Source organism: Acidithrix sp. C25 (genome assembly GCF_904848545.2).
This window is the reverse complement of the sequence record NZ_CAJHCI020000006.1, coordinates 1,079,564-1,102,984: the sequence shown is the minus strand read 5'-3', so window position 1 is coordinate 1,102,984 and position 23,421 is coordinate 1,079,564. Positions and strand designations below refer to the sequence as shown.

At 49.3% G+C, this 23,421-nt stretch carries 23 protein-coding genes; 10 read left to right on the top strand and 13 right to left on the bottom strand.

Annotated features, from left to right (window positions below):
* Positions 1–267 precede the first annotated feature (267 nt).
* The 3 genes from tpiA to ACIDITHRIX25_RS73915 form a co-directional block, all read right to left on the bottom strand.
* On the bottom strand, positions 268–1,041 hold the full coding sequence (tpiA, locus tag ACIDITHRIX25_RS73925; protein ID WP_201732723.1) for a triose-phosphate isomerase: 774 nt from the start codon (positions 1,039–1,041) through the stop codon (positions 268–270).
* A gap of 118 nt (positions 1,042–1,159) precedes the next feature.
* Entirely contained in the window at positions 1,160–1,843 is a 684-nt protein-coding gene (locus ACIDITHRIX25_RS73920) for a PRC-barrel domain-containing protein (protein WP_201732722.1), read from the bottom strand.
* Positions 1,844–2,096: 253 nt separating this feature from the next.
* Complete coding sequence (locus tag ACIDITHRIX25_RS73915; protein ID WP_201732721.1) at positions 2,097–2,390, bottom strand: hypothetical protein; 294 nt, start codon at positions 2,388–2,390, stop codon at positions 2,097–2,099.
* A gap of 246 nt (positions 2,391–2,636) precedes the next feature.
* Here ACIDITHRIX25_RS73915 and ACIDITHRIX25_RS000000104240 point away from each other — a divergent pair, with 246 nt between their 5' ends.
* The 5 genes from ACIDITHRIX25_RS000000104240 to ACIDITHRIX25_RS73895 all read left to right on the top strand — a co-directional run bounded on the left by ACIDITHRIX25_RS000000104240 (position 2,637) and on the right by ACIDITHRIX25_RS73895 (position 5,525).
* Positions 2,637–2,828, top strand: a complete 192-nt coding sequence (locus tag ACIDITHRIX25_RS000000104240) for a helix-turn-helix domain-containing protein (RefSeq protein ID WP_201732636.1) — start codon at positions 2,637–2,639, stop codon at positions 2,826–2,828.
* Complete coding sequence (locus tag ACIDITHRIX25_RS73910) at positions 2,825–3,097, top strand: hypothetical protein (protein WP_052604141.1); 273 nt, start codon at positions 2,825–2,827, stop codon at positions 3,095–3,097. The genes ACIDITHRIX25_RS000000104240 and ACIDITHRIX25_RS73910 overlap by 4 nt, the downstream gene beginning before the upstream one ends.
* A 54-nt stretch (positions 3,098–3,151) precedes the next feature.
* Entirely contained in the window at positions 3,152–3,874 is a 723-nt protein-coding gene (locus ACIDITHRIX25_RS73905) for a Mu transposase domain-containing protein (protein ID WP_201732720.1), read from the top strand.
* Positions 3,867–4,661 (top strand): IS21-like element helper ATPase IstB, encoded by a 795-nt coding sequence (gene istB, locus ACIDITHRIX25_RS73900; protein ID WP_201732634.1) that lies wholly within the window; start codon positions 3,867–3,869, stop codon positions 4,659–4,661. Before ACIDITHRIX25_RS73905 ends, istB begins: the two co-directional genes overlap by 8 nt.
* Before the next feature lie 531 nt (positions 4,662–5,192).
* Positions 5,193–5,525 (top strand): hypothetical protein, encoded by a 333-nt coding sequence (locus ACIDITHRIX25_RS73895; protein ID WP_152625793.1) that lies wholly within the window; start codon positions 5,193–5,195, stop codon positions 5,523–5,525.
* Positions 5,526–5,647: 122 nt separating this feature from the next.
* Here ACIDITHRIX25_RS73895 and ACIDITHRIX25_RS73890 read toward each other — a convergent pair whose 3' ends face one another.
* The 10 genes from ACIDITHRIX25_RS73890 to ACIDITHRIX25_RS73845 form a co-directional block, all read right to left on the bottom strand.
* Positions 5,648–6,709: an IS3 family transposase gene (locus ACIDITHRIX25_RS73890; RefSeq protein ID WP_283770417.1), complete on the bottom strand. Its 1,062-nt coding sequence runs from the start codon at positions 6,707–6,709 to the stop codon at positions 5,648–5,650.
* A 10-nt stretch (positions 6,710–6,719) separates the two neighbouring features.
* The gene (locus tag ACIDITHRIX25_RS73885) at positions 6,720–7,208 is read right to left on the bottom strand and encodes a hypothetical protein (RefSeq protein ID WP_052604628.1); all 489 of its coding nucleotides are present in this window, start codon (positions 7,206–7,208) and stop codon (positions 6,720–6,722) included.
* A 446-nt stretch (positions 7,209–7,654) separates the two neighbouring features.
* Positions 7,655–8,635 (bottom strand): aldo/keto reductase, encoded by a 981-nt coding sequence (locus tag ACIDITHRIX25_RS73880; RefSeq protein ID WP_201732719.1) that lies wholly within the window; start codon positions 8,633–8,635, stop codon positions 7,655–7,657.
* 433 nt (positions 8,636–9,068) lie between these two features.
* A complete protein-coding gene (locus tag ACIDITHRIX25_RS73875; RefSeq protein ID WP_201732718.1) occupies positions 9,069–9,737 on the bottom strand; it encodes a haloacid dehalogenase type II in 669 nt (222 codons plus the stop codon).
* Positions 9,738–9,975: 238 nt separating this feature from the next.
* The gene (locus ACIDITHRIX25_RS73870; RefSeq protein ID WP_201732717.1) at positions 9,976–10,617 is read right to left on the bottom strand and encodes a peroxiredoxin-like family protein; all 642 of its coding nucleotides are present in this window, start codon (positions 10,615–10,617) and stop codon (positions 9,976–9,978) included.
* A 50-nt stretch (positions 10,618–10,667) separates the two neighbouring features.
* Positions 10,668–11,033: a hypothetical protein gene (locus tag ACIDITHRIX25_RS73865; protein WP_213333412.1), complete on the bottom strand. Its 366-nt coding sequence runs from the start codon at positions 11,031–11,033 to the stop codon at positions 10,668–10,670.
* 324 nt (positions 11,034–11,357) lie between these two features.
* Complete coding sequence (locus tag ACIDITHRIX25_RS73860) at positions 11,358–12,776, bottom strand: aldehyde dehydrogenase family protein (RefSeq protein WP_201732961.1); 1,419 nt, start codon at positions 12,774–12,776, stop codon at positions 11,358–11,360.
* A 335-nt stretch (positions 12,777–13,111) separates the two neighbouring features.
* Positions 13,112–14,053, bottom strand: coding sequence for a UDP-glucose 4-epimerase GalE (gene galE, locus ACIDITHRIX25_RS73855; protein WP_201732715.1), 942 nt, complete (start codon positions 14,051–14,053; stop codon positions 13,112–13,114).
* Positions 14,054–14,226: 173 nt separating this feature from the next.
* Complete coding sequence (locus tag ACIDITHRIX25_RS73850) at positions 14,227–15,222, bottom strand: aldose epimerase family protein (protein ID WP_201732714.1); 996 nt, start codon at positions 15,220–15,222, stop codon at positions 14,227–14,229.
* Between the two features lie 104 nt (positions 15,223–15,326).
* A complete protein-coding gene (locus ACIDITHRIX25_RS73845; protein WP_201732713.1) occupies positions 15,327–16,796 on the bottom strand; it encodes a glycoside hydrolase family 36 protein in 1,470 nt (489 codons plus the stop codon).
* 442 nt (positions 16,797–17,238) lie between these two features.
* Between ACIDITHRIX25_RS73845 and ACIDITHRIX25_RS73840 the strand changes: the two genes are divergently transcribed.
* The 5 genes from ACIDITHRIX25_RS73840 to ACIDITHRIX25_RS73820 all read left to right on the top strand — a co-directional run bounded on the left by ACIDITHRIX25_RS73840 (position 17,239) and on the right by ACIDITHRIX25_RS73820 (position 23,412).
* The gene (locus ACIDITHRIX25_RS73840) at positions 17,239–18,513 is read left to right on the top strand and encodes an ABC transporter substrate-binding protein (protein ID WP_201732712.1); all 1,275 of its coding nucleotides are present in this window, start codon (positions 17,239–17,241) and stop codon (positions 18,511–18,513) included.
* Positions 18,514–18,652: 139 nt separating this feature from the next.
* Positions 18,653–19,645 carry a carbohydrate ABC transporter permease gene (locus tag ACIDITHRIX25_RS73835; RefSeq protein WP_201732711.1) on the top strand — a complete coding sequence of 331 codons (993 nt, stop codon included), beginning with the start codon at positions 18,653–18,655 and terminating at the stop codon, positions 19,643–19,645.
* Positions 19,642–20,538, top strand: coding sequence for a carbohydrate ABC transporter permease (locus tag ACIDITHRIX25_RS73830; RefSeq protein ID WP_201732710.1), 897 nt, complete (start codon positions 19,642–19,644; stop codon positions 20,536–20,538). Before ACIDITHRIX25_RS73835 ends, ACIDITHRIX25_RS73830 begins: the two co-directional genes overlap by 4 nt.
* A gap of 5 nt (positions 20,539–20,543) precedes the next feature.
* On the top strand, positions 20,544–22,565 hold the full coding sequence (locus ACIDITHRIX25_RS73825; protein WP_201732709.1) for a beta-galactosidase: 2,022 nt from the start codon (positions 20,544–20,546) through the stop codon (positions 22,563–22,565).
* 52 nt (positions 22,566–22,617) lie between these two features.
* A complete protein-coding gene (locus ACIDITHRIX25_RS73820) occupies positions 22,618–23,412 on the top strand; it encodes a DeoR/GlpR family DNA-binding transcription regulator (RefSeq protein ID WP_201732708.1) in 795 nt (264 codons plus the stop codon).
* Positions 23,413–23,421: the final 9 nt, after the last annotated feature.

Sequence of the window (23,421 nt, the reverse complement as noted above, 5' to 3'; positions counted from 1 at the left end):
TCCTGTGGTAGGTTGAAAGGATTGGTAAATAATTACTGGAATGACTGGTACAGATTTTTGGAGTACTCAGGCGCGGGCAGAGAGCGGTGCGATCTCCAGGTGGCACATGGCACTTGGGTGCCGAGGAGCAAACAGGCCAGCCAGGCAACCATCAGAGCAATTGGCTTGACGGCGTCGGGAGACACGACCATCGTCGTTGCGCTGCTCACAAGGCCAGCCTCGACCCTGTCCTGGAGAGGGACGAGTTGTCCAGCATCGCGGCCCGAATCAACCGGTCACGATGGTGCTAAACTGCTCGGCGTCGAGGCTCGCCCCACCTACGAGGAACCCGTCTACGTTCTCCGCACCGAGTAACGCCCCGGAGGACTCAGCTGTGACCGAGCCGCCATACTGGATGCGAACCATCGCGGCTTCATCTACTCCGGCTAAGTTTCCGAGTTCGTTTCGAATCGCTGTACACATCTGCGCCGCATCGTCGGGCGTGGCGGTCACCCCAGCACCGATAGCCCAGAGCGGCTCGTAGGCAATGACTGCCGCGGCAACCAACTCAGCTGGCCGGTCGCCGAGCGCCGAGGCCACCTGCCGGCGAACCTTCCTTTCAGCAACGCCACTGTTACGCTCTGCGGTGGTCTCACCAACGCAGAGGATCGGCCGCATTGCGTGCCGATAGATGGCGCTGACCTTGTCACGCACGACCTCGTCGGTCTCGCCGCACTGCGCACGCAGTTCGGAGTGCCCGGCAATCACGTAGCGAACGTTCAGCGAGGCAAGCATTCCTGCGCTCACCTCACCGGTATAGGCACCTGAGTCGGCGAAGTGGCAGGTCTGCGCACCGAGCACAACAGGAAGGCGGTAGGTTTCGATGGCGGCCTTCACCGTGGCCAAGGAGGTGAACGGCGGGTGGATGCTCACCTCGCGCCCTGGCGGAATAGGCGAGGCACTCAAGTGCGCAGCGAACTGTTGCACCAAACTAAGCGCCTCGACGTTGTTCAGATGCATTTTCCAGTTGGCGCTTATGAGTATCACACGCTGGTCGCCCATTGTCATGTCCTTTCTATATCTGAAATGAGTGCCGCCGTCAATCCTCTTCTCGCCCTCATACGCCGGGCTTCGGCCTGTCCATAGGCGACCATCGGGTTGGCGCCGATGTCGATGGAGCTTACCCTTGGTCGGCGAGTTCGACCGGTGGCAGGTCGCCCACTTCGTCTTTGGTGAGGTTTAGGCTGATACCGTCATTAACTCCAGTCACGGCGCCGATCGGGATGGCGACCTGTTTTTTGCCCCAAAGGTGCCCTTCATTGAGAAGTACATGGGTCACATGATGATCATGGGGATCAACGACCAGTCCTTGTACTTGTCCGATAGATCCGTCGGTGGCGCGTACGGGTTCGCCACGGCGCACCGTAACCTCACCAACTGGAACACGGTCGGAGACGATTACCTGAGGACTAGCGTTCACGCCCACCCCATCCATTGTGCTCGTTCCATCCATTGTGCTCGTCCCAATCATCCCACTCATGCCAAGTCCGTAGTAGGGATGAGAGAGCATCTGGTCCTGCTTGTAGTCCCACGGTCCATATGCTCCAGACAGGAACTGGGTTTCTTCAGCATCCTCGAGATTTTCGAACTGAGTTACGGTACAGTTTAGGTTGATCTCGGCTCCAGAAGAGCTGACGAGATCGATCGGAACGAGATGGCCCATTCCCGTCCGGTGCTTCGCCTCGACGACCAAATGAGTGAGCGTTCGGGCGACGGGATCGACGACGACACGTCGCAGTTCTCCGCATGTGCCATCGCTACACGACACGTTGCTTCCAATAATGAACTCCGTGTTCTCGCTCATGATAGGCACCTCGTCTTTCTGTAGTCTTGAAGAGTTGTCATATTGTTTCCTTTCTGTAGTGGTTCCGACTCAGTAGTAGCCGAATGGTTGGTAGACACAAATCGGACCAAAGTAATTTTCTGATTGATCCGATTTGAATGTCTCGAACTGACTCCATTTTTCAAAGACCTTGGCCTTTGGCTGATAGTTAGCATTGGGCGTTGTCGTAGTTGTAGTCCGTTCAGAGTTATTGAATAATCGTCGTAGAAGCTGTTCATTTATTTGCCTCACCGGTTGTTTCATTGTCGGCTGGGCGCTGACCGGCGTTGGCGCTATGCAAAACGTTGAGGCCCTCGGCGAGGTCCGCCATCATCCCGTACTCAATCCCATTGTGGACCATCTTCATAAAGTGTCCTGTGCCGTTGTGGCCACAGTGCAGGTACCCGTGCTCTTGCGTGGTGGACCTGCCGGTTCGTCCTAGCGTTCGAGGCGCAGAGTCCATACCGGGCGCAACGATTAAAAAGATCGGCTCGAGGCGTTTGACTACTTCGGTCTCACCCTCAATCATGAGACAGTCGCCCCGTTCAATGTCCCACACGCCGCCACGCGTTCCGCGATCAGTGCGATGAATTCCTTGGCTGAATAGATTCGTGGCGCGGGTCGTATCAACTCGGTATTACGAGTTTCCGCCGTCGATGATGATGATGGTTGTTGCCAGCAACATTAAATTGACCCAGGATCAGCAACATTAAATTGACCCACCCTCCAGTAAGACTTGTCTGTGGAACATTCAAAACCACGGAGGAGTCATCAAATGCTGAAGGGCAGGACATTAATGAATTTAATTGAATTAAGATCACAAGGACACAGCTATCACGAAATATCTAAACTTGCCGGTGTATCTAGGAATACTGTACGCAAGTACGTTCGTGATGGAGCAATGTGCGAAACTAAACCACCTAGAGCCCCTAGGGGATCAAAACTTAGGTCCTCTATAAGGAGATGATTGATGGTTTTGTCAAAGACGGATTGATCAGTGCTCCAGCGATACTCTCTCGAATAGAACCTTTGGGCTATAGCTCTAAAGAAACGACGATCCGTAATTACGTAAAATCTATCAAACCAAATATTCGACCTCACGCCAAGGCGACCATTCGCTATGAAAGCAAACCGGGAGCTCAGATTCAACTTGATTGGGGACTCTTTGGTTATGACGATCACCGAGGAACAAGGAGAAACATCGCTGGACTTATGGTGACAATGGGTTATAGCTAAAGGGTCTATCTAGAGTTTGCCCTAACAGCTGACATCTATGGCTTTTCTACCTGTTTGATCAATGCTCTTTATTACTTTGGTGGCATAACCGATGCATTTCTTACCGATCACATGAAAACAGTTGTCCTTGGTGGCTCAACCACTCAAGGATGGGACCTAAATAGTCACACGAGCGACTTGGCTAAATATTTAGGTATATCAATCAAGTTAGCTCCAGTGAGAAGACCCCAGACAAAGGGCAAAGTAGAACGAGGAATACGATACGCCAAGGATAACTTTTGGCCAGCACGTACTTTTACCAACTTAGCCGACTTGAATGAACAGGCTCTTTCTTGGTGTCGACAAACTGATACGAGAGTACATAATGGCCTTGGCGAGACTCCCCTAGAAGCATTTGCCAATGAGTCGCCCTATCTTCGGCCTCTTCCGAAACGAAGTGAACTTTATCAATTTGAACGTCAGTTTAGAAAAGTTGGTGCTGACGGATTCTTTTCTTTCGCCGGAGTTAGATATGGAGTTCCTTGGCGGTTTTCCCATAGGGTTGTCAGCGTGATTGTTGAGAACAATGCTCTTTTGGTCTTTTTAGATGAAGAGCTAATTGCTACTCACGCACTCTCTTACAAAAAGCGCTCCATGGTTTATCTGCCCGAACAATATAAAGGCATAGAGCGACATGGATCTTTCATAGGGCCTGTTCCAATTGCTAGGCAATACGTTAACACCCAAGTACAACAACGTTCACTTGGGGTTTACGAGGAGGTTAGCCTAAATGCTTGAGTTAGAAGAACTTCGTTTGATTCTTATTGAATTAGGACTGAGCCGATCAGCAGAAATCCTAGAGTCCAAGCTTACAAGTGCCACTGAGGCGAACTACTCCTATTTGGCATTTGGTAAAGATCTACTTAGCCATGAGCTCTCGACTAGGCGCGAACGAGCCTTTGAAGTTCGAATGCGAACGGCAGGCTTACCTTCCAAAAAGCGTATATCTGACTTCGACTTTTCCTTTTGTCCTTCGCTCGATAAAGCAGTAATCGATGGCTTGTGCTCATTGGCATTCGTGGCAACTTCGTCAAACGTAGTCCTACTTGGACCTCCTGGGGTTGGTAAAAGCCACATCGCTATAGGTCTTGGAATGGAAGCCATCATTGGCGGATACAGCGTCTACTTTACAACGCTATCTAAAATCGCCGATGATCTGTCATATGGGACATCTGGAGCTAGATTTAGAAAATACATCACTCCAAAAGTACTAATTATCGATGAAATCGGATACCGAGCCATCGACCATGTAGCCAGCAATGCCTTCTTTGAGGTAATTAGCGCCAGGTACGAAACTGGATCGATAATTCTCACTTCAAATAAAGGATTTGGAGAATGGAGTGAAATATTTCCTGATGTCATCCAAGCAACAGCAATTTTGGATCGTCTGTTACATCACTGCACGGTAATCAATATCAAAGGAAACTCCTATCGCTTACGTGATCGTGTAGCCCAAGGTATCTACACCAGCCCTCAGGCAGCTGCAGCTCATAGACAAGGAGAAGTAGTGACAAGTGAGCGGTGATTAGTTGATAGCCAACTTCACCTTAGCGACTAGAAATCTTCAATTCGAGCCTCTTTAGTGGGTCTTTGGATCCTACGGTTGACTCTTAGGCCTACTTGAGCTTCAAGGATCACAGCCAGCCCTTCGTCGAATGACAACGACAGAGAGGCTGGCTCTTGTTTTGACGATTGAATTCATAAAGCGATCCATTTAGCGCTAGTGACCTCCAATGATCACAGACGATTAGTTCGCTCTAGTCAATGACCATTTGAGAACGCCTAGCTAGTGTTGCCAGCAATAGCTAGCACCCATGAAGATGCATATGGGTAACCATACCCATATGCATCTTCATGGGCCTCACCCAGATAACTCCCCGATGTCACCACCATGGCTGCAGTGGGATGTTCTTAGTCAATCTCAGTCTGGGTGAATGTGTAAAAACCCTTAGTTGTCCGCATTCACCCATGATTGCTAATAGCCATCACCAAGGGCCAGGAATTACTTGAGACGTTTCCTTGGCACCCAATCACAACTATCCATAAGGAGATGTAAGTGGAAGATAAAATCCCCCTAGGCAACGCTATGGCAACGCCAGTATGTCATTACTGTGGGAATGCAATTACTGGTACTAAGCCAAGAATCTACTGTAGCGACAGATGTCGAGTAAATGCATGGAAGCTCCGTAATAGAAACAAGGTCCCCATAGCGAAATTGCCAAAGGGCAATAAGAGAAAAGATTGCACCGTCTATGAATGTCCGCAATGTGAAACAAGATACCTAGGAGTCCAGCGATGTGACGACTGTGGCTTGTTCTGTAAGAAGGTCGGAACAGGTGGACTCTGTCCCTCTTGTGATGAAGTAGTAGCCTTCATCGATCTCATTTGAGGATAAGACCACCAAAAGCTACTATCGCGCGTTGGATTGCTTTCCTGTAAATATTAGGGACCAGGACACCACAGCTTTTAGGGTAACGGAGCCTGCCAAGGAAGTTGTCACTTTCGCACAATCTAAGCTACCTCCTTTCGTCTCCCTTTTGGTCCATCTCCAACCGACTTATTCGTAGGAATAATAGGTACCTCTGATACTGGATCCCAGTCTCTGCATTTGCCCGAGATCCACCGTCCTGGTTTGGATTTGCGAGCTCCCTCGTAGAGCTCGCGCCGTCTATTTAGTAGCTCAATATGTTCGCCACTGTGTGCTTGTTGTGGAGTTACGAATTTGATGCCAGAGTGCTGATGGTCGTTGTTGTAGTGATCAACGAATTCACTCATCCACTTACGCGATTCTTCTATTGTGGCAAATCCTCCATAGGGATAGGTTGGAAAGTACTTCACGGTCTTGAAGAGCGACTCGATATGAGCATTATCGTTAGATACCCGAGGCCGTGACCTTGATATATTTACATCTAGCTCATATAAGTACTCAACTAGTGACCAGCCCTTCATAGGTGATCCATTGTCGCTGTGGATCACCTTCGGGACCATATTCTCTCTAGCCATTGCTCGCTTTACGACTCTCTTTAGCTGCTCAGAGCTTTCGGATTCGTATACTTCCCATCCGACTATCTTCCTCGAATAAAGGTCGATGATCACATAGGCGTAGTAATAGATACCCCTAGCTGGTCCATTTAGCCAGGTGATATCAAGTGTCCAGATGTCACCTGGTTTTACTGCTGTGTGCACTGGTCTAGCTCTCTTCTTCGGCGGTTTCGTCCTGCTCCTGCGCTTGTTTAGATTGCTATCGGCTAGTACTCGATAGAAGGTCCTCTCAGATGCAATGTATCTGCCCTGATCAGCGAGCTTTGGAACTATTTGGGCAGGGGTAAGAGAGGAGAACTTACTCGAAGTACACACTTCGATGATCTCATGTCTCTCTTCCTCCGATAGTGCGTTAGAGCGACGTTTGTGTACAGCTCCTCGCCGGCGATCTGTAGCACCAGATTCCCATCGCCTAAATGTACGAGTGGATATCTTCAAAACTTCACAGGCTTTGTAACATCTAGCACCTGCATCTACTGCTTCATTGATTAGAGCTACAGCTTGAGCTCGAACGTTGTGATCTAGATACAGAGGGGAGAGACTAGACGTCCCCTTCTTCCCCCCAGATCTCTCGTACTTTTTTTTGAAGAACCAATAGAGCAGCAGCTTCTGCTAGCGCCTTTTCTTTCCGTCGAAGTTCAGCTTCAATTCGTACTCTAGCTTTACGTTCTTTATCAAGTTCCGCCTGGTGAGCCCTATTAGCAGCACTCTTGTTGTCAAGAGCTGACTCTAGGGTGTTGCGCCACTCCTCCAGGTCTACTGCTAGAACTCCATTTGATCTCAACCAAGAACCGAGTTCGTGCTCATTCATCGCAGCTGTGTCAACAACAGCTTTGATCTTGTTGATCTTATCGCTGGCTGAATTTGCACTAGCCTTGCGCTCTGAGTTCCACTGGTAGACAACGTTTGCATTGATTTCGTTATCCCTTGCAATCTTGGCGATAGCACCAGGTGTAGCATCTCCTGAATTGTCGAGCTCATATAGAGCTGCAACTACTTTTTGCTTTAGTTCTTTGGGGTACCTTTTCATGTCCATTCCATCTTCGCCCTCTTATAAACAAAAATCAAGCTAGATGACAACAATCTTGGCAGAGAGGGCTAGTTCAGGGTTGTGAGGGTGGTAGAAAGATCCAAGGTTGAGATCAGCCTCAGGCGTGTTAGTGCCAAGGTGCCTCCGCTGTACATCTGCCATCTAACTTCGGTTTCAGCAGAGCGACGTCAGTGAATTTTTAGCTACCGCTAAGATCGGTGAAAGTGCTAAGGATCGAAGTGGGAAGTCGGGAGAATAGGACACGTAGGTCGTTTTAGCTATTGCCGCAATCAATTCAGGCCACCTATTAGAGGTGGCCTGAGAACGTCTTTTGAAGTCAAAGTTAAATGCGTAGGCTCGTGAGGTAAGTCGGAAGATTACGACAGCGATGCCGACATGAGATCGAATTTTTCATGTGGCGCTCATCTCCGTTGTACTTCTTTCGATTACCAGCGTGGATGAATAGATGATCTTAGATACTGGTCGTAGATGTCAACTACGCCGGTATCTATTGATGCTCCCAGATCGAGATAGTCAGTAGCTGCTAAATTTCCCTTGAGCTGGCTGATATTTCGCGCACCAGGGATAACTGTTGATACTGCGTCATGAGAGAGAATCCAAGCTATTGCCGCTGTAGCGGGCGCAACTGCGTTCTGTAGGTTGGCAAACCTCTTGGCTGCTTGGAGGCCTACTTCGTAGTCCACTCCCGAGAAGGTCTCTCCTACGTCGAAAGCTTCGCCCTTCCGATTGTAGTTGCGGTGGTCGTCTTGACTAAAGATGGTCTCTTTTGTGTACTTGCCGCTCAATAGCCCTGACGCTAGTGGAATTCTTGCGATTATCCCAACTCCAGCCTCTTTGGCGCTTGGAAGTACCTCGTCGAGGGGTTTTAGTCTGAAGGCGTTGAAAATGATTTGAACTGTTGCCACGTTCGGCCTCTTAATCGCTCTTAAGGCTTGAGAGCAAGTTTCTACGCTGACGCCGTATTTTTTGATAGCGCCTTCGTCAACGAGGCGATCAAGGTCGTCATAGACACTTTCAATATCGAAGACCTCGTCTGGTGGGCAGTGCAATTGTGTCAAGTCGAGGCTATCGACTCCTAAATTTGTCCGCGAACGATCGATCCACGCGGAGAAGTTTTCGTAGGTGTAAAAGGAGCTGTCGAGAGGAGCCCTTCGCCCCATCTTGGTGGCCACAATGACCTTATCTTTGTCAATAGTCTTGAGGAATGAGCCGATTATGCGCTCACTCCTTCCATCGCCGTAGACGTCGGCGGTGTCAAAGAAGTTGACGCCGGCCCCATAGGCATTGCCTAGTATTTCAAGTGCCTGTTCTTCTGATACATCCCCCCAGTCGCCGCCTAGTTGCCACGTGCCAAGACCAAGTGCAGAAACTGTAAAATTCGCTCGCTGTATCTGTCTATTTTCCATGATTAATACCCTAGTGAAGTGCAGCCATTGATCAGATTCCTGCCCTTTTTAGAAAGTGACAAAGGGAGAGGAGGATTTGATGGAATCTGCTTGTGGAAGGGGCCACTGCGGCTGATGCGGAGGAGCTCACTTAGGGCGAAGACGCTCGAGATGGTAGTTCTCATGAGGAGGTTTTGGCTCATAGCTATCGATCCATCCAAACTTGGTCGGACCGTGAAAGGCGGTTACCTTAAACGCCGTCGGTGCAATGGAAAACCATAACTTCATCTCGGCTTCCACCGCGGTCCTTGATTTAGCTTTGATCTTTAGTGAGTCACCGACGGCTGTATTGATTCATGCACCGTGGAGGTCGGTCGCGATTTCAGTTTCTAGACAGTTTCGGCGCTATGAGCTGAACGGTATACCTTGGAAGTACAGTTATTCGATTGATTTGCTAGGCGTCGAGGAGAATCATAAGGTCGTTTAGATCTTGCCCAACATACTTTGCTCTTGCGCCAAGGTTTTCGAATGGAGCTCGACGTCTATTTACCCAAAATGTGTCAAAACCGTAGGTGGAGGCACCATTTATGTCCCAACTATTAGATGATACAAAGAGGATTTCAGCCTTTGAACATGCGGTAAAGCCGAATATTTGGTCATATGCGATTGGGCTAGGTTTGAAGACGCCTCCCGCTGAAGCCGAGACAAGATAATTGAGTGAGGAGTGCAGTTCATCGTTCTTGACGGCGATCTTGATAGACGACGGAGTTCCATTGGATACAACCATCGTTTCGAAGTTTCTATTGAGTCGGGCAAGAACGGTACCAACTTCGTCGAATGCGGGAAGGTCAAGATACGATCGCGCAATGTCCTCAACTAATTCGTTGGTATGGTCGAGGCCGAGAAGTTCTATTGAATAGACGAGTGCATCGGCCGTGATTTCATCGAAGTCCTTGAAGTCTCCGGTAAGTGATCGTAACCAAGTGAACTCCAGTTGAAATCTCCGCCAAAGTGATACAAGTTCTATACCTTTGTCGCCAAAGTAGCGAACGCATGCATCTTTGGTGCCATCGGTATTCAGCAGAGTTCCGTAAAGGTCGAAGGCGATTACTTTGTAGTTCATTTCATACTCCGATCGAACTAGATTGTCGAGGACCATTACTTCTAGTAAGTGTCACAATCTCGAATTAACTAGCTCTCGTCTGTAAGAATACTTTCGAAATCGACTCTATGTAGCCCCTAGGCAATCGATTGTGGCTGAAGGACTTCAAGTTCAACAAGTGTGCCCCCTTGAGTAATTGTTAGAGGCAACATTTGTCACTGCGGAACTACGAAACTAGCGCTCTCAAGACCCTCGGAACTTATACGAGCGCTCGAGCCGCTTCAAGAATTGCCGACGGATCTTTGCGCTTGGTGTAGTCGAGGTCGAAGAAGTTTGCGACGACGGTGGAGTCGCGGTTTACTATCAAGGTTGCAGGTACCGGTAGTTCGATTCCTTCGCCTGTACGCATGATATCAAGGCCAAGCTTTTCGTAGACATCTATTAGGTCTTTGGGTAGTGAAAACACTAGGTTGAGCGATCTAGCTACACTTTGGCTTGGATCGGCGGCAATCGGGAAGGTCAGTTCCCTCTTTTGGATCGTCGCACCTATACGGTCGATCTCTTCTGGTGCGATCGCTAGCAGCCACAACCCTTGTTCTTCGAATTTGTGAATCAATTGCTGGTAGCTCTGAAGCTCCATGTTGCAGTACGGACACCACCCGCCTCGGTAAAACTTGATAACTCCCGGACCCTTGGACAAAGCGTCCTCCAAATAAAATTTCGAGCCATCGCTAAGGTCTAGTTCGAAGCTCGGAACCTTGTCGCCGACCTTTACAATTCCTTCGCCAAAGCCGCTATCTTTGAGCAGCTGAGTTGCTCGATCCATCACGGCAAGAGTCTCTGTATCAATTCTCTCTCGAGCCCTCTGGTTGTAAAAAAGTAAGTCGTCTACGAGTGCCAACTAAAACCTCCGGAGAAACTTCGAATCAATTATCAGAGTTATATAACCGTCTAAAGGCTGATAAATTTCTCTCGGTCGAGCTCTATCCGATTGTTAGTCGGTGATTGGTTGCTTGAGAGATATGACAACTTCGAATAGTAGTTCGTCAATTCAGTCGTTAAATCTGATTTCGTACCCCTTGAATTCGTATCTTTCGATTGAGAGCTTCCACTTCGCACATTATGGACCTTTACAACTATCTTGCCTTGTGAAGATGGATGGGAAGCCTTCGCGCGCCTTCTAGCTCGTTCGCTACTTTTTTGAGGTAGATCAGCAATCAATGGAGCTATGGCGAGCGTTATGAAAAGTAGCAAGAGTGCTACGAAGATTAAGATTGTCATAATTATTGCCGCCTCTTTTGAGTCCACTTTGTACATGAAGCTTCGACCCCTAAGTTAGGAATCTGCTTAGACTGACCTAACCGTAGCCATAGTGATGAAAGGGATTTTCAGAAGAGCTTCAGGTTGCGCGCGGAGGTCCAAAGGGAGAGTGCTTGACGACTCACAAACGTAGTAATTGGGCTGTTGAAGGTATCGCAAAGGTTTTTCAGGTTCCTATGTGCGTGGACTTGGCATAATTTGAACCTTCTGATGCAAGTGAGTCGACCCAAAGTGTCCGAGGCAGGCGGAATGGTAATTTGAACCTGCCTCGGTCTGTTTGGCGCGATTAATTGAAATTAAATGTGCTTAGGTATTTGTTGGCTACTCTTGTATAGCTTTGACCAAGAGAAACTCTTCAAAGCCATGGTGGCCGAACTCGCGACCGATTCCAGATTTTTTATATCCGCCAAAGGGGGCGTTGGGGTTGAAAGCTCCTCCATTTATCTCCACTTGACCAGTTCGAATCTCGCGCGCAATGGACCTGGCTCGATCTTGAGTCGAGGCCCACACTCCTCCCGCCAAACCGTAGTCAGAGTCGTTTGCAATCGAAATAGCCTCTTCTTCGGAGTCAAATGGCATGATCACAAGAACCGGGCCGAAGATCTCCTCCTTGGCGATGGTCATATCTGAGGTGACATTCGAAAAGATCGTTGGTTTGACGAAGTAGCCAGTTTCGAGCCCTTCGGGTTTTCCAGAACCGCCTGTTACCAAGGTAGCGCCCTCCTCGATTCCGATTGAGATGTAGCGCTGAACCCTATCCCATTGTGCCTGTGATACTAGGGGACCAAGGCGCGAGCTCCTAGCAAATGGATCGCCAACGGTCATCTTTTCAGCTGCATTTGCGGCGATCTGCTCTGCCTCTGTAAGTTTGCTGCGATGAACAAGCATTCTTGTTAGCGCCGAGCAAGTCTGCCCAGAGTTTAGAAATGCCTTTGACACTCCATCTGCGACAGCTCGATCGAGATCTGCGTCCTCCAGAATAATATTTGCGCTCTTCCCGCCTAGTTCGAGGGCGACTTTTGCAATTCGCGAGCCGCAGATTTCGGCTATGCGTCGTCCCGCGCGTGTGGAGCCTGTGAAAGAGACCATGTCAACGTCAGGGTGTTTGGCGATTGCCTCGCCAACGACTGGTCCAACCCCGCATACGAGATTAAAGACGCCAGCTGGCAGTCCAACTTCATCGATTATCTCCGCGAGAAGAAAGGCGTTCAAGGGTGCTACTTCGGATGGCTTCAACACGACAGTGCAACCAGCAGCGATCGCGTAGGCAACCTTGGCCGCAATTTGGTGAAGTGGATAGTTCCAAGGCGTGATACAACCGACGACACCGATCGGCTCACGTACGATGATTGAATTTCCCGAGCGCTCCTCGAATTCAAAATCTGACGCGATCGCGGCAGCAGTGTTGAAAGAATTGATTGGTAGGCCAACTTGGATCAAAGAACTTAGATTCTTGACCATTCCGACCTCTTGAGAGACGATCGTAGATATTTCGTCGAGGCGAGCCTGAAGTCCTTCAGCAATTCTGGTGCAGTACTTAGACCTCTCCTCAACTGACACCTTTGACCACGTATTGAATGCTCGTTTGGCTGCCTGAACAGCGGTCGCGACGTCTTCGGCGGTACCTTCGGGTACCGTCGCCATGACCTCTTCGGTCGTGGAATTTACTACTTCGATAGTCGATGTTGAGGTGGATTTAATCCACGATCCATCGACGTAGATGGCGTCTCTTGTTATCATCATCTTCCCCTTCTTGAAAATTTTTAATATTGGAGATATGCCGTGTCGCGGCGTACGCCAACGACCCCTCGGGCTAATTTCTCCCCTAATCGTATCATTTTGAGGCTAGATCCGTATTTGGTAATGAAATAGCGCATTTCGTTTCGTCGTCAAAAGGGCAGGTAGCTACCGAAGATCAAAACGACTCTTTGATGGCTCTAGAAGTACGGAAGGTTTATCGTTGAGCCCAGCAGGGTATGACGAGCGCAGGGCCAAATTTCGGCCTTGGATCACACTTGAAGTTCGATTGTGTCAATTCGTTGAAATTGAAGGTAGAAATCTTCAGGTGGACGATCCTATGCTTCGAGTGAACTTTTGACGATTTCGATTAAGGCCGGTATCGAAGGAGTCCAACCGAGCTCCTCTGTGATCCGCAGTGAACTTGCGACTAGCTCGGGTGCGTCACCGCTCCTCCGGTCGGCAAATTCAATCTGTGGAGCTACCCCCAGTAGATCACCAATAGTCTTTACCACTTCTAAATTCGAGTAACCGTTTCCATTTCCTAGATTAAATACTTTGTACGAACCATCCGTTGAGCGCCCTAGCGCTAACTCGGCGGCACGTGCTAGATCGACAACGTGGATGTAGTCCCTTACGCAAGTTCCATCTCGGGTGGGATAATCGGAGCCAAAGATGGTAACTGCTTCGTTTCGTTGGATTCGCGCTGTCGCCACCGGAATAAGGTGAGTCTCCGGGAGGTGTCGTTCGCTTCGACCTCTAAAGGTGCCTGAGACATTAAAGAACCGAAGGCTGGTACCGGTGATTCCGTACGCCTTGGCGTAAGATTCAATCGCCATATCCATCGTTAACTTTGTCATTCCATATGTGTTGGCCGGTGATGGCGGAGTATCTTCCGTGATAGGTGAAGCAGCTGACACCCCATATACCGCCGCCGTTGAGGCAAAGACGAAACGTGGGATCTCCCTTATTCGAGCAAACTCTAAGAGGCGTTGTGTTCCGATTACGTTATTTTTCCAGTAGAGTGCTGGGTTTTGAACCGACTCTTCGACACGCGAATGTGCAGCGAGGTGAATTATTCCATCGAATTTTTTCCCCTCATCGAATATGTTGAGGGCGTCGGAAATATCGCCTTCGATGAAGTTCGCATTGACGGCTACGGCGTCTCGATATCCACGAGAAAGATTATCGAGAACGTCGACGTCGTGGCCCTGTGAGACAAGGTACTCGGTCATGACGCTTCCGATATATCCGGCGCCGCCGGTAATTAGGATCTCCATTTTTACCTCCTGGCATTCTTGTGTTGGTCTCGCGTGTGGACGGACAACTACTTCCTGTGATACTCAATTCAGATGGATTCGTGTCCATTTGGGTCCAATTTGTAATTTTGAGTTACGGCGACGTCAGAGCTGCAACTCAATTTCTTGGCTAAGTTTCGATAGGTCGTCGCTGGTCATTCGATGAATATCCCCCATTGAAGATCTTTTGTCTCAAATGGTTCAAGCAAATGGCTATCAGGCTCGAGGTTGAATGCGTTAGGTGGACCGGTCATAGGCTCAAGGGCAATCGAAGCATTTGAGGGGTTTGAAGAGTCAAAGTAAGCCTGAACATGGTCGAAGTTTTGATCGTAAAAGATGCCGCACTTGCGAGTGCCATCAGTTATGTAGGCTCGATCGAATGAATCCAACATTGCGTGATCTGGTGTGGATTGCCGCGCCTGGCCGCTGGAGTTGATGAGATCTGTAAATGCATAGTCAAGGTAGGTCTCCCCAATCCTTCGCGGAGATCTAAAGTCGAGATCGACGATGTCGGCGGAGGGTCCAACGAGTGCTTTGAGTGAAGCGGAATCGTCGACCGATACCTTCTCAACTGGATTCTTTCTCTCGTCCACCAGCCATAGTTGATTGGCTGGAATATACAAAGAGCACTCCTGAACCGGTCTATTTGGAATTTTTAAGTAAGGGTGCGATCCAAATACAAGGGGAGCTGAGTTGGTTCCCCGATTTTCGAAGTTTATCGATATAAGTAGCAATGCATCTTTGAGCTCGAAGGTGATCGTCGTCTCAAGAATGAAGGGCCATCCGGGACTTGGTACTAGGAGATAGCGAAGTGCGAGAGTGTCAACACTGTGAGAGATAAGATCGAACTCCTGCCATCGCACAAGGCCGTGAATTGAATTATTCAACGCTATCTCATTGATCGGTAACTGATACGAGACTCCTTGGTGGTCGTATCTGCCGTCAGCGACTCTATTTGCCCATGGAATGAGCATCTGACCTCTGGCCTTTGAGACCATCTCGTCGATCGGAGTCTCTTCTACATAGCTTTCATTCTGGAATGTAAATGACCGAAGAGTTGCCCCGACGGAAGAAATTATCGCGGAGGTTTCACCCTTTTTGAGATGGTACTGAATTCCAGTTGGGTGGAACGTCTCTCTGTTCGTGGTCAATTTGAACTCCCTCTTTGACTCAATCGCATCGATTACCTTCTATTTCGACGAAGGTTATGCCCGCCTCGTCATTTAGCGGGCATTTCATTTGCATCTTAGGGATGTCAAACGTTCTTCTCGTGATCGGCAATCGTCGAAGTTGAACTGTTGTAGGCCGCGTTTGAGATGTCTAATGTCGTCGCCGTAGCCGTATTGCGAGGGCTCGACGTCTGAAGTAGGTCTTTCAACCTAGAGAGTGCCCACTCGTCGAGGGTGTCTATCGGATCAGAGAAGGTTCTAAGGCCACCATTTGCTTCCATTGCAGAAGCGATTAGTTCCCGCGCCATGATTGAAGGCCTTGTGAGCGCACAGTCGTGGTCGTTGATCCATAGGTTTCCATGGAGCGGAGCCCTGCTTCGAGCGTTCAGTACCGCTGCCCGACTTCCAGGCTGGCTAACGTCCTGAAGAGGGGGATTCCAATGCGGAGCGATGTCGGGCGAAATCCTCATAGCGTCGAATAGGCCGACCGATGGAAGAATCGGTGCTCCGCAGCCGACTAGTGTCGCTTCACTGCCAATGATTTCGCGGATTCCGCTGAGAACTTCGCGATAAGGCTCTGTTGTTGGGTCGTCTGAAATTAAGCCAGCGTAGAGGTAGTCGAGTTTGAAGTAGGTAATCCCCTTATCGGCTAAGTACTTGAACGTATCGAAGATTGAGCTTCTCACATTCGAGTTTTTGAGATCGGTAACTAAGAGCCTTTGTTGCCAGTTGTAGCCAGCACTTTGGTTTGGTGCAATGAAGGACGGATTGTCAATCACGGATTGAGATTTTTCCCCAATGAGAAATGGGGCTACCCAGATTCCAACGTTGTACCCAATATCTTTTACGGTCTTTATCGTGGCGTCGAGGTCCCCAAATCGGCTAGAGGGCCTCCAAGTTCCGAGATCGATCTGCCATCCGTCATCGATCTGAATGGTATCTACATTTAATTTGAGAGCGGCAATTTTTTCGGCCTCGGAGGTGATATCTGCCGCCGTCACATTCGTCCAATAGCAGTACCATGAACACCAAGCAGGCTCAATTGCGGATTTGAAGTTAACCTGAAGGCGCAGCGCGTAGTCGCGTGACAGTGCATCTAAAACACTTGGAATTGAGGTTAATGCTGGCCAAGCGCGTACTTCGATTGCACTTGTAGATTCCACTAAAAGCGCTGAGGAGGTGGCTATGGTATTCATTTCACGCCCAAGTGCAGTGAAGTTACCATGCGGAATGCCCGAACTATCTTCTATTACTGTTGCGGTGATGTGTGGTACCAAGCGCGGAAGGTCAACTCCTTCAAATGAAAGGATTGGCGTACCGTCACCTGGATCGACAATAAGCCATCCGTCTGAGACGAACCTTCCCGGCCCGCTAGGATCGACAAATCCGGGGCGAAAGGCCATAGTCTCCCAGATCTCTCGTTTTGGCCTAGGTGAAGTTGAAAGTGTGGAGTAGCTTGCCGAAGGGCTCCAGGACTGCCAACCTAATTCAAAGACTTGGGCCGAATTGGAATCGATCGGTAGAAGAAAGTTGGCCGGTTTCGTCTCAGATGGCATAGGTGGATCCTCGTGTGCGCGAAATTGAATTCAATCTATCAGTAAATGTTACTCTTTGATACTTTTTGTGAGAATTATGGACATTTCCAAAAATTTTTCAGCTGGGTGATTGAAGTATTGAGCATCCATTTCCGACGATTTCCCCATAAATACTCGTTTGTAGTGGTGTTTCTAGATACAGCGATCAGCTGGCGAGGCAATGAGACGTTGCGGAGCCTCGAGCAAATGTGGGAAAATGTTAGAAAAAGTAACAAATTTGTTGCTTCTGCGTTGCAAATTGTTTTCCAACGTGTTAACTTCGAATGGGGCAACGCTCTAAATGGGCTGCGATGCTGGGGTTAGCATCGCGATAAGTAAAAGGGGGGAAATCAAGATGGGCTATCAAGGCTCAATCTCACGATTCTTCAAACGCAGTAGTAAGGGCATAGCTTTAGGCTTGTCAGTGGCTACATTGGCAGCCGCTTGCGGCTCAACCGCATCAAGTAGCAGTACCTCTGCACCAACTACATCTGCTGGTGTAGTGCACTTGACCTTCTGGTCATGGGTGCCCGGTCTGCAGACGTCTGTAAACATGTGGAATAGCTCACATCCGAACATTCAAGTCAAGCTCGACGAGGTGACTTCGGGCGCCGCTGGCACATATGCGAAGATGTTCTCCGCTTTGCAAGCCGGTAACGCACCCGACCTTGGTCAGGTTGAATATCCAATTCTTCCGAACTTTGAGCATGTGGGTGGACTCGTGAACTTGGCTCAATATGGAGCGAATTCCATTAAGAGCCAATTTGTGCCTTGGACGTGGAACCAAGTTTCACAAGGTAGTGGAGTTTACGCTATCCCTCAAGATACCGGTCCTATGGGCTTGTTCTACAGGGCAGATCTATTTACCAAGTACGGCTTAACTGTACCTACGACGTGGGCCGAATATCTAACTGACGCACAAAAGATTCATCAGCAAAATCCAAATGCCTACATCGCGGCGTTTCCGGCATCTGACTCAGCTTGGTTCTCTGCACTCGCGTGGCAGGCAGGAGCCAAGTGGTTCAATACCCAAGGCAATTCATGGGTGGTCAACATGGCTGATCCCGCGACGCAGCAGGTAGCGAATCTTTGGCAGACCATGATCGCTCAGGGATTAGTTAAGGTCGAACCTGACTTTTCTACCGGATGGTATAAGGATCTTTCAGACGGAACGATTTTGACTTGGCCAACAGCGGTCTGGGGCGAAAATACAATTGCCACTAATGCCGCAACCACTTCAGGCGATTGGCGAGTTGCACCGATGCCAAACTGGGGAACGACGACAGTGGACGGTAACTGGGGTGGCTCTACTACCGCAGTATTCAAAGATACAAAGTATCCAGCTCAAGCAGCTCAATTTGCAGAGTGGCTGAATACTAATTCCGGAAGTATCAATAACATGATTACTACTGGTGGTCTTTATCCTGCATCGCTCGCAGGCCAGAAATTGCCGGCGGCAAATACGCCGGTAGCCTTCTACGGTGGTCAAAACATCTGGCAGGTCTTTTCTCAGGGTTCGAAGGCAGTCAACACAAGCTTCCTCTGGGGTCCTGTGATGTCGACGACCTTTACACAGCTAAATGACGCTTTTGCCAAGGCGACCACAGGGTCTGGAACCTTAGCAGATGCCGTCAACACTACGCAAAGCTCTACGATTTCAACTATGAAACAGCAGGGATTTACAGTAGCGGCTGGATAGGCGCCACGATCTCAGGCTCTTAGAGCGTTGACCTTCGGGAGCTCTGGTGGCCCCACCCGCTACCTGAGCTCCCATGGAAGGTTGAACCTTGACAGAGAGCTTTTCATGCCACGTTCAATGCTAGAGGGGGAGCATACAAGTGACAACAATAGACCTTCCTGGAAGGGCAGGCGAACCCGCGAACTTAAAGCAAGGAAAGGCTGTTGCGGGAAAGGAACGTATGAAGCGGTCTAGGGGAAACAAGGTTGCACCTTTGATGTTCCTCACGCCGTTTATGGTTCTTTTCGCGATCTTTTTCTTATTGCCGATCGGTTACGCGATCTACCAAAGCCTTTACCACAGTCAAGTATCTGGATTGGGGCTAGGTCCAAATTCCACGGTTACGAAGTTTGTCGGACTCAGTAACTTTTCTTCGGTCCTTCATGACCACAGCTTTTTTTCAGGCCTTGGAAGAGTTATCCTTTTTGGGATCGTTCAAGTGCCGATTATGCTTGTGCTGGCAACCCTGCTTGCACTTCTTCTAGATTCAGCGACGGTTCGCCTCAAGCGCTTTTTTCGACTCGCATTCTTCCTTCCATATGGTGTTCCAGGTGTAATCGCTGCGATCTTATGGTCGTTCCTCTATCTGCCCGGCCTTAGTCCAATCGTTTCGGTCCTCAAAAGCGCAGGCTTTGGAACGAAAAACTTCTTGGGGATTCACAGTGTCCTATGGTCGATTGCAAACATTATCACCTGGGAGTACACCGGCTACAACATGTTGATTATCTACGCCGGCCTGCAGGCAATTCCTCCAAGTCTCTTCGAGGCGGCACGGATCGATGGTGCTAGTGAGATAATGGTTTCGCTTAGGATCAAACTTCCCCTGATCTTTTCCTCGATAGTTCTGACAGCGGTATTTTCGATCATTGGAACCCTCCAGCTCTTCTCAGAGCCGCAAGTGCTGCGCGCAGTAACGACGAATATCTCGTCATCATTTACTCCTAATCTTCTCGCCTATACCAAGGCATTTGTGGAAAATGATCCCAATACCGCTGCTGCTGTAGCTGTGATATTGGCACTTGGCACCTTTATTCTTTCGTTTGGATTTCTGAAGCTCGTTCAAAGGCGGGCATTTAGTGAGGTTGAGCTATGACAATATTAGACGTCGAAAAGCCCACTAGAAAGAAGGGCCCGACCGGAGCAGAGAGGCTTACCTCTCGTACCTCAATCATTTCTATGGCTTTCCTCTTCGTGATGGCTACCTACTTTTTGGTCCCTGTCTACTGGTTAATCATATCGTCTACCAAGGGGCCGGCGACCCTCTATGGCTCGCAGGGGTTTTGGTTTAGCCACTTCCAATTTTTTTCGAATCTTTCGGGCCTCTTTAGCTACAGCAACGGAATCTTTGTTCGTTGGATTTTAAATACAGTGCTGTATGCAGGCGTCGGTGCGACAGTCGCGACCTTGATCGCTTCAATGGCTGGATATGCGCTATCGAAGTATAACTTCGTCGGCAAAGAGGCGGTCTTCTCGGTGATACTCGGAGGCGTCCTAGTACCTGGCACGGCGTTGGCACTTCCTCTATATCTGTTGATGGCAAAGGTGCACTTGACTGATACCTACTGGTCTGTGCTTCTTCCTGCGTTCGTCTCTCCCTTTGGCGTTTTTCTCTCTCGTGTATATGCAGGTGCATCTATCCCAGATGAATTGATAGATGCTGGACGCATAGACGGGGCGAGCGAATTTAAGATCTTTAGGTCAATTGGTCTCAAGATTATGTCACCCGCGCTGGTAACGATCTTCCTATTCCAATTTGTGGCCATCTGGAATAACTTCTTCTTGCCATTAGTGATGCTCTCAAACCAAAATCTATATCCGGTGACACTTGGGCTCTATTCGTGGGATAACCAATACGGGCAAGCTCCTCAGCTAATCGCTTACGTAGTTATAGGCGCCCTGATATCGGTGATTCCGCTGATCATTGCGTTTCTATCACTGCAACGCTTTTGGCAGACAGGTCTAACTTCAGGAAGCGTAAAGGCATAATCGATATGGAGAGCAGTAAGAGTAGGGTCAAAGATCCTTTGGTGAATGACGGAATCTTTTTTGGAGGAGACTATAACCCTGAGCAGTGGGATCGAGAGACCTGGCTTGAGGATGTTGAACTCATGGCGCGAGCAAGAGTAAACCTCGTTTCGGTGGGTATCTTCTCTTGGTCCCGCTTGGAGCCTGAAGAGGGCCGCTTTGACTTTGCTTGGCTAGATGAAGTACTTCAGCTCCTCTACGACCGTGGGGTCTACGTTGACTTAGCAACGGCGACCGCGTCTCCCCCTGCGTGGTTGATCAAAAAAGACCCCACGGTCCTACCCGTAGACCATGAAGGTCGGCGATTGAGTTTTGGAGCTAGGCAGTCGTATTGTCCCAATTCGCAGAGCTTTCGGTCGGCAGCTTCGTCACTTGTTGAACGTCTAGTCGATCGCTATAGCGACTTTCCGGGTTTGAAGATGTGGCATGTTAGTAATGAGTACGGTTGTCACGTCTCAAGGTGTTATTGCGAAAATTGCGAGGCAAAGTTTCGCTCCTGGCTTTTGAAGCGTTACGGAAGTATTGATCTACTAAATCACGCTTGGGGAAGTGCCTTCTGGAGCCAACTGTACGGTAACTTTGACGAGGTAAATCCTCCGCGAATAGCACCGACATTTGCGAATCCAACGCAACAGCTTGACTACTACCGTTTTGCTTCTGACTCAATCAGAGAACTCTACGAGATGGAATCAGAGATCATTCGACGTCGTTCTTCTAAGCCGATAACTACGAACTACATGGGCTTTTTCAAGGGAGTTGATCAATTTGCGTGGAGGGGCGTGGGAGACTTCGTCTCTTTCGATAGCTACCCCGATCCTCACGCGGGAGAAGTTCATGTTGATTGCGCTGCGGGTTACGATCTAACTCGATCCGTAGCAGAGGGTGAGCCTTGGATTTTGATGGAGCAGGCTCCAAGTGCTGTGAATTGGCGCGGAATAAATGGCGTGAAGAAGCCTGGCCAGATGCGGGCGTTGAGTATGTCAGCTGTAGCACGAGGTGCAAATGGCGTGATGTTCTTTCAGTGGCGAGCCGCAAAGGCGGGAGCAGAAAAGTTCCACAGTGCGATGTTGCCTCACACTGGTCCAGATAGCCGTATCTATAGAGAAGTTACCCAACTCGGCGAAGACCTCACCAAACTTTCTTCGGTCGTTCGTGCCAAAGTAAATGCTGAGGTGGCGATTGTATTCGATTGGAACAATTGGTGGGCAATTGAACTCGATAGTCACCCAACAGATCACGTACTTTACCTCCTGGCCATTCGTAAGTTCTACGGATCTCTTCAACGCTTAGGTGTAACTTGTGACTTTGTATCTCCTAGCGATGACCTTTCCAGTTACAAAGCAATAGTTGCTCCGAATTTGTATCTTTGCTCTCATGACTTTGCTGAACGGATAGCGCGCTACGTCGAGGGTGGAGGCTCTGTCTTGGGAACGTATTTCTCGGGCATCGTTGACGAAAACGACCACATCGTTCTAGGTGGCTATCCAGGTTACCTGAGAGATGTATTTGGTGTTGTTGTGGAAGAGTTTTCTCCCCTTCGTCCAGGGGAAAGTTTTGAATTTACCTTCGCGAATAACCCCGTCGTTCGGCGGGGAACGATTTGGAGTGAGATTGTTAGAGCTACTACTGCGAGTGTGTTAGCAAAAGCTGTCCAGCTTGGAGATGTCGAGAGTATCCCTGGGGACCCTACGAGTGGTGTTCTCTTTGAGAATCAATTTGGCAACGGTAGGGCGCTGTACTTATCGACAGAGGTTGAGGACGACTTCTTGGATCTAGTGGTTCAAAGGTTGCTCGGCGAAGGCGGAGATGGCGTTACGAACGAAAATGTTGAGGTCGTTCAGCGCGGAGAATTCACATTTGTCATAAACCACGGCGGCCATGTTGAATTTTCGTTAAATCGTAGATGTAGGGATCTTCTTTCGGGAATGGAACTCGCTGAAGGTGTTAGCTTGAAGCCGTACGATGTCCTCGTTCTAGAGGACGTCTAGGTAGGGGTTGAGATGGTTTTGGTTCTACGTGCAGTTCTGGCAGGTGTGTTTGATGATACCTAGTCAAAGGCGCAGTCGAATCTTTGAAGAACTGCGTAATCGCGGTTCGGTTCGTGTCGTAGAACTCGCGGACCTTTTCAGTGTCTCTGAGATGACCGTGCGTAGAGACTTGGACCTCATGCAGGAGTCTGGTCTCCTTGTGAAGGTACACGGTGGAGCCGTGGTATCGGATAAGAGTGCCGAAGAGCCGGGTTTTGAGGTCAAAGTATTGCAGATGGCCACCGAAAAGGCGGCTATCGCACGGGAGGCGATTAAGTACGTCGCCCCGGGAAATTCAGTTGCGGTGTCGGCGGGTTCAACGACCTGGGCTCTTGCGAAGTTGCTTCCGACAGTTCCAAATGTGACTGTAGTTACCAACAGTCTCAGCCTTGGGGTCGAGTTGCACGACAAGTTCCCAATGCTTCCGTTGATAATGACCGGCGGAGTACCTACCCCATCGGGTGCTCTCGTTGGGCTAGTCGCCGACGTCGCAATTGAGTCACTTTATGTTGATGTTCTGTTTTTGGGTGTTCACGGCATGGATCCAGAGGCAGGTTTGACTACTCCTAACCTTGCCGAGGCGCAGACTAATAGGACGCTTTTGCGCTACGCTCGACGAGTCGTTGTCCTGGCTGATCACACTAAATGGAGAAAGATTGGAATGGCAAGGATTGCGCCCATATCTGTCGCAGACGTTTTGATTACTGACGATGGTATTTCAGACGAGGCACGGATCTCCCTTGCGGACTCTGTAGGGGACCTTACGGTGGCGATGGTCGAGGGTGAACGTATGGAGTTGTCGAGTTAAGTATTGAAT

Excerpts from the sequence above, each read along its gene's own strand:
- tpiA (WP_201732723.1), bottom strand. The coding sequence starts at position 1,041 with ATGGGCGACCAGCGTGTGATACTCATAAGCGCCAACTGGAAAATGCAT.
- ACIDITHRIX25_RS73920 (WP_201732722.1), bottom strand. The coding sequence starts at position 1,843 with ATGAGCGAGAACACGGAGTTCATTATTGGAAGCAACGTGTCGTGTAGC.
- ACIDITHRIX25_RS73915 (WP_201732721.1), bottom strand. The coding sequence starts at position 2,390 with ATGATTGAGGGTGAGACCGAAGTAGTCAAACGCCTCGAGCCGATCTTT.
- ACIDITHRIX25_RS000000104240 (WP_201732636.1), top strand. The coding sequence starts at position 2,637 with ATGCTGAAGGGCAGGACATTAATGAATTTAATTGAATTAAGATCACAA.
- ACIDITHRIX25_RS73910 (WP_052604141.1), top strand. The coding sequence starts at position 2,825 with ATGATTGATGGTTTTGTCAAAGACGGATTGATCAGTGCTCCAGCGATA.
- istB (WP_201732634.1), top strand. The coding sequence starts at position 3,867 with ATGCTTGAGTTAGAAGAACTTCGTTTGATTCTTATTGAATTAGGACTG.
- ACIDITHRIX25_RS73885 (WP_052604628.1), bottom strand. The coding sequence starts at position 7,208 with ATGAAAAGGTACCCCAAAGAACTAAAGCAAAAAGTAGTTGCAGCTCTA.
- ACIDITHRIX25_RS73880 (WP_201732719.1), bottom strand. The coding sequence starts at position 8,635 with ATGGAAAATAGACAGATACAGCGAGCGAATTTTACAGTTTCTGCACTT.
- ACIDITHRIX25_RS73875 (WP_201732718.1), bottom strand. The coding sequence starts at position 9,737 with ATGAACTACAAAGTAATCGCCTTCGACCTTTACGGAACTCTGCTGAAT.
- ACIDITHRIX25_RS73865 (WP_213333412.1), bottom strand. The coding sequence starts at position 11,033 with ATGTACAAAGTGGACTCAAAAGAGGCGGCAATAATTATGACAATCTTA.
- ACIDITHRIX25_RS73860 (WP_201732961.1), bottom strand. The coding sequence starts at position 12,776 with ATGATAACAAGAGACGCCATCTACGTCGATGGATCGTGGATTAAATCC.
- galE (WP_201732715.1), bottom strand. The coding sequence starts at position 14,053 with ATGGAGATCCTAATTACCGGCGGCGCCGGATATATCGGAAGCGTCATG.
- ACIDITHRIX25_RS73845 (WP_201732713.1), bottom strand. The coding sequence starts at position 16,796 with ATGCCATCTGAGACGAAACCGGCCAACTTTCTTCTACCGATCGATTCC.
- ACIDITHRIX25_RS73830 (WP_201732710.1), top strand. The coding sequence starts at position 19,642 with ATGACAATATTAGACGTCGAAAAGCCCACTAGAAAGAAGGGCCCGACC.
- ACIDITHRIX25_RS73825 (WP_201732709.1), top strand. The coding sequence starts at position 20,544 with ATGGAGAGCAGTAAGAGTAGGGTCAAAGATCCTTTGGTGAATGACGGA.
- ACIDITHRIX25_RS73820 (WP_201732708.1), top strand. The coding sequence starts at position 22,618 with ATGATACCTAGTCAAAGGCGCAGTCGAATCTTTGAAGAACTGCGTAAT.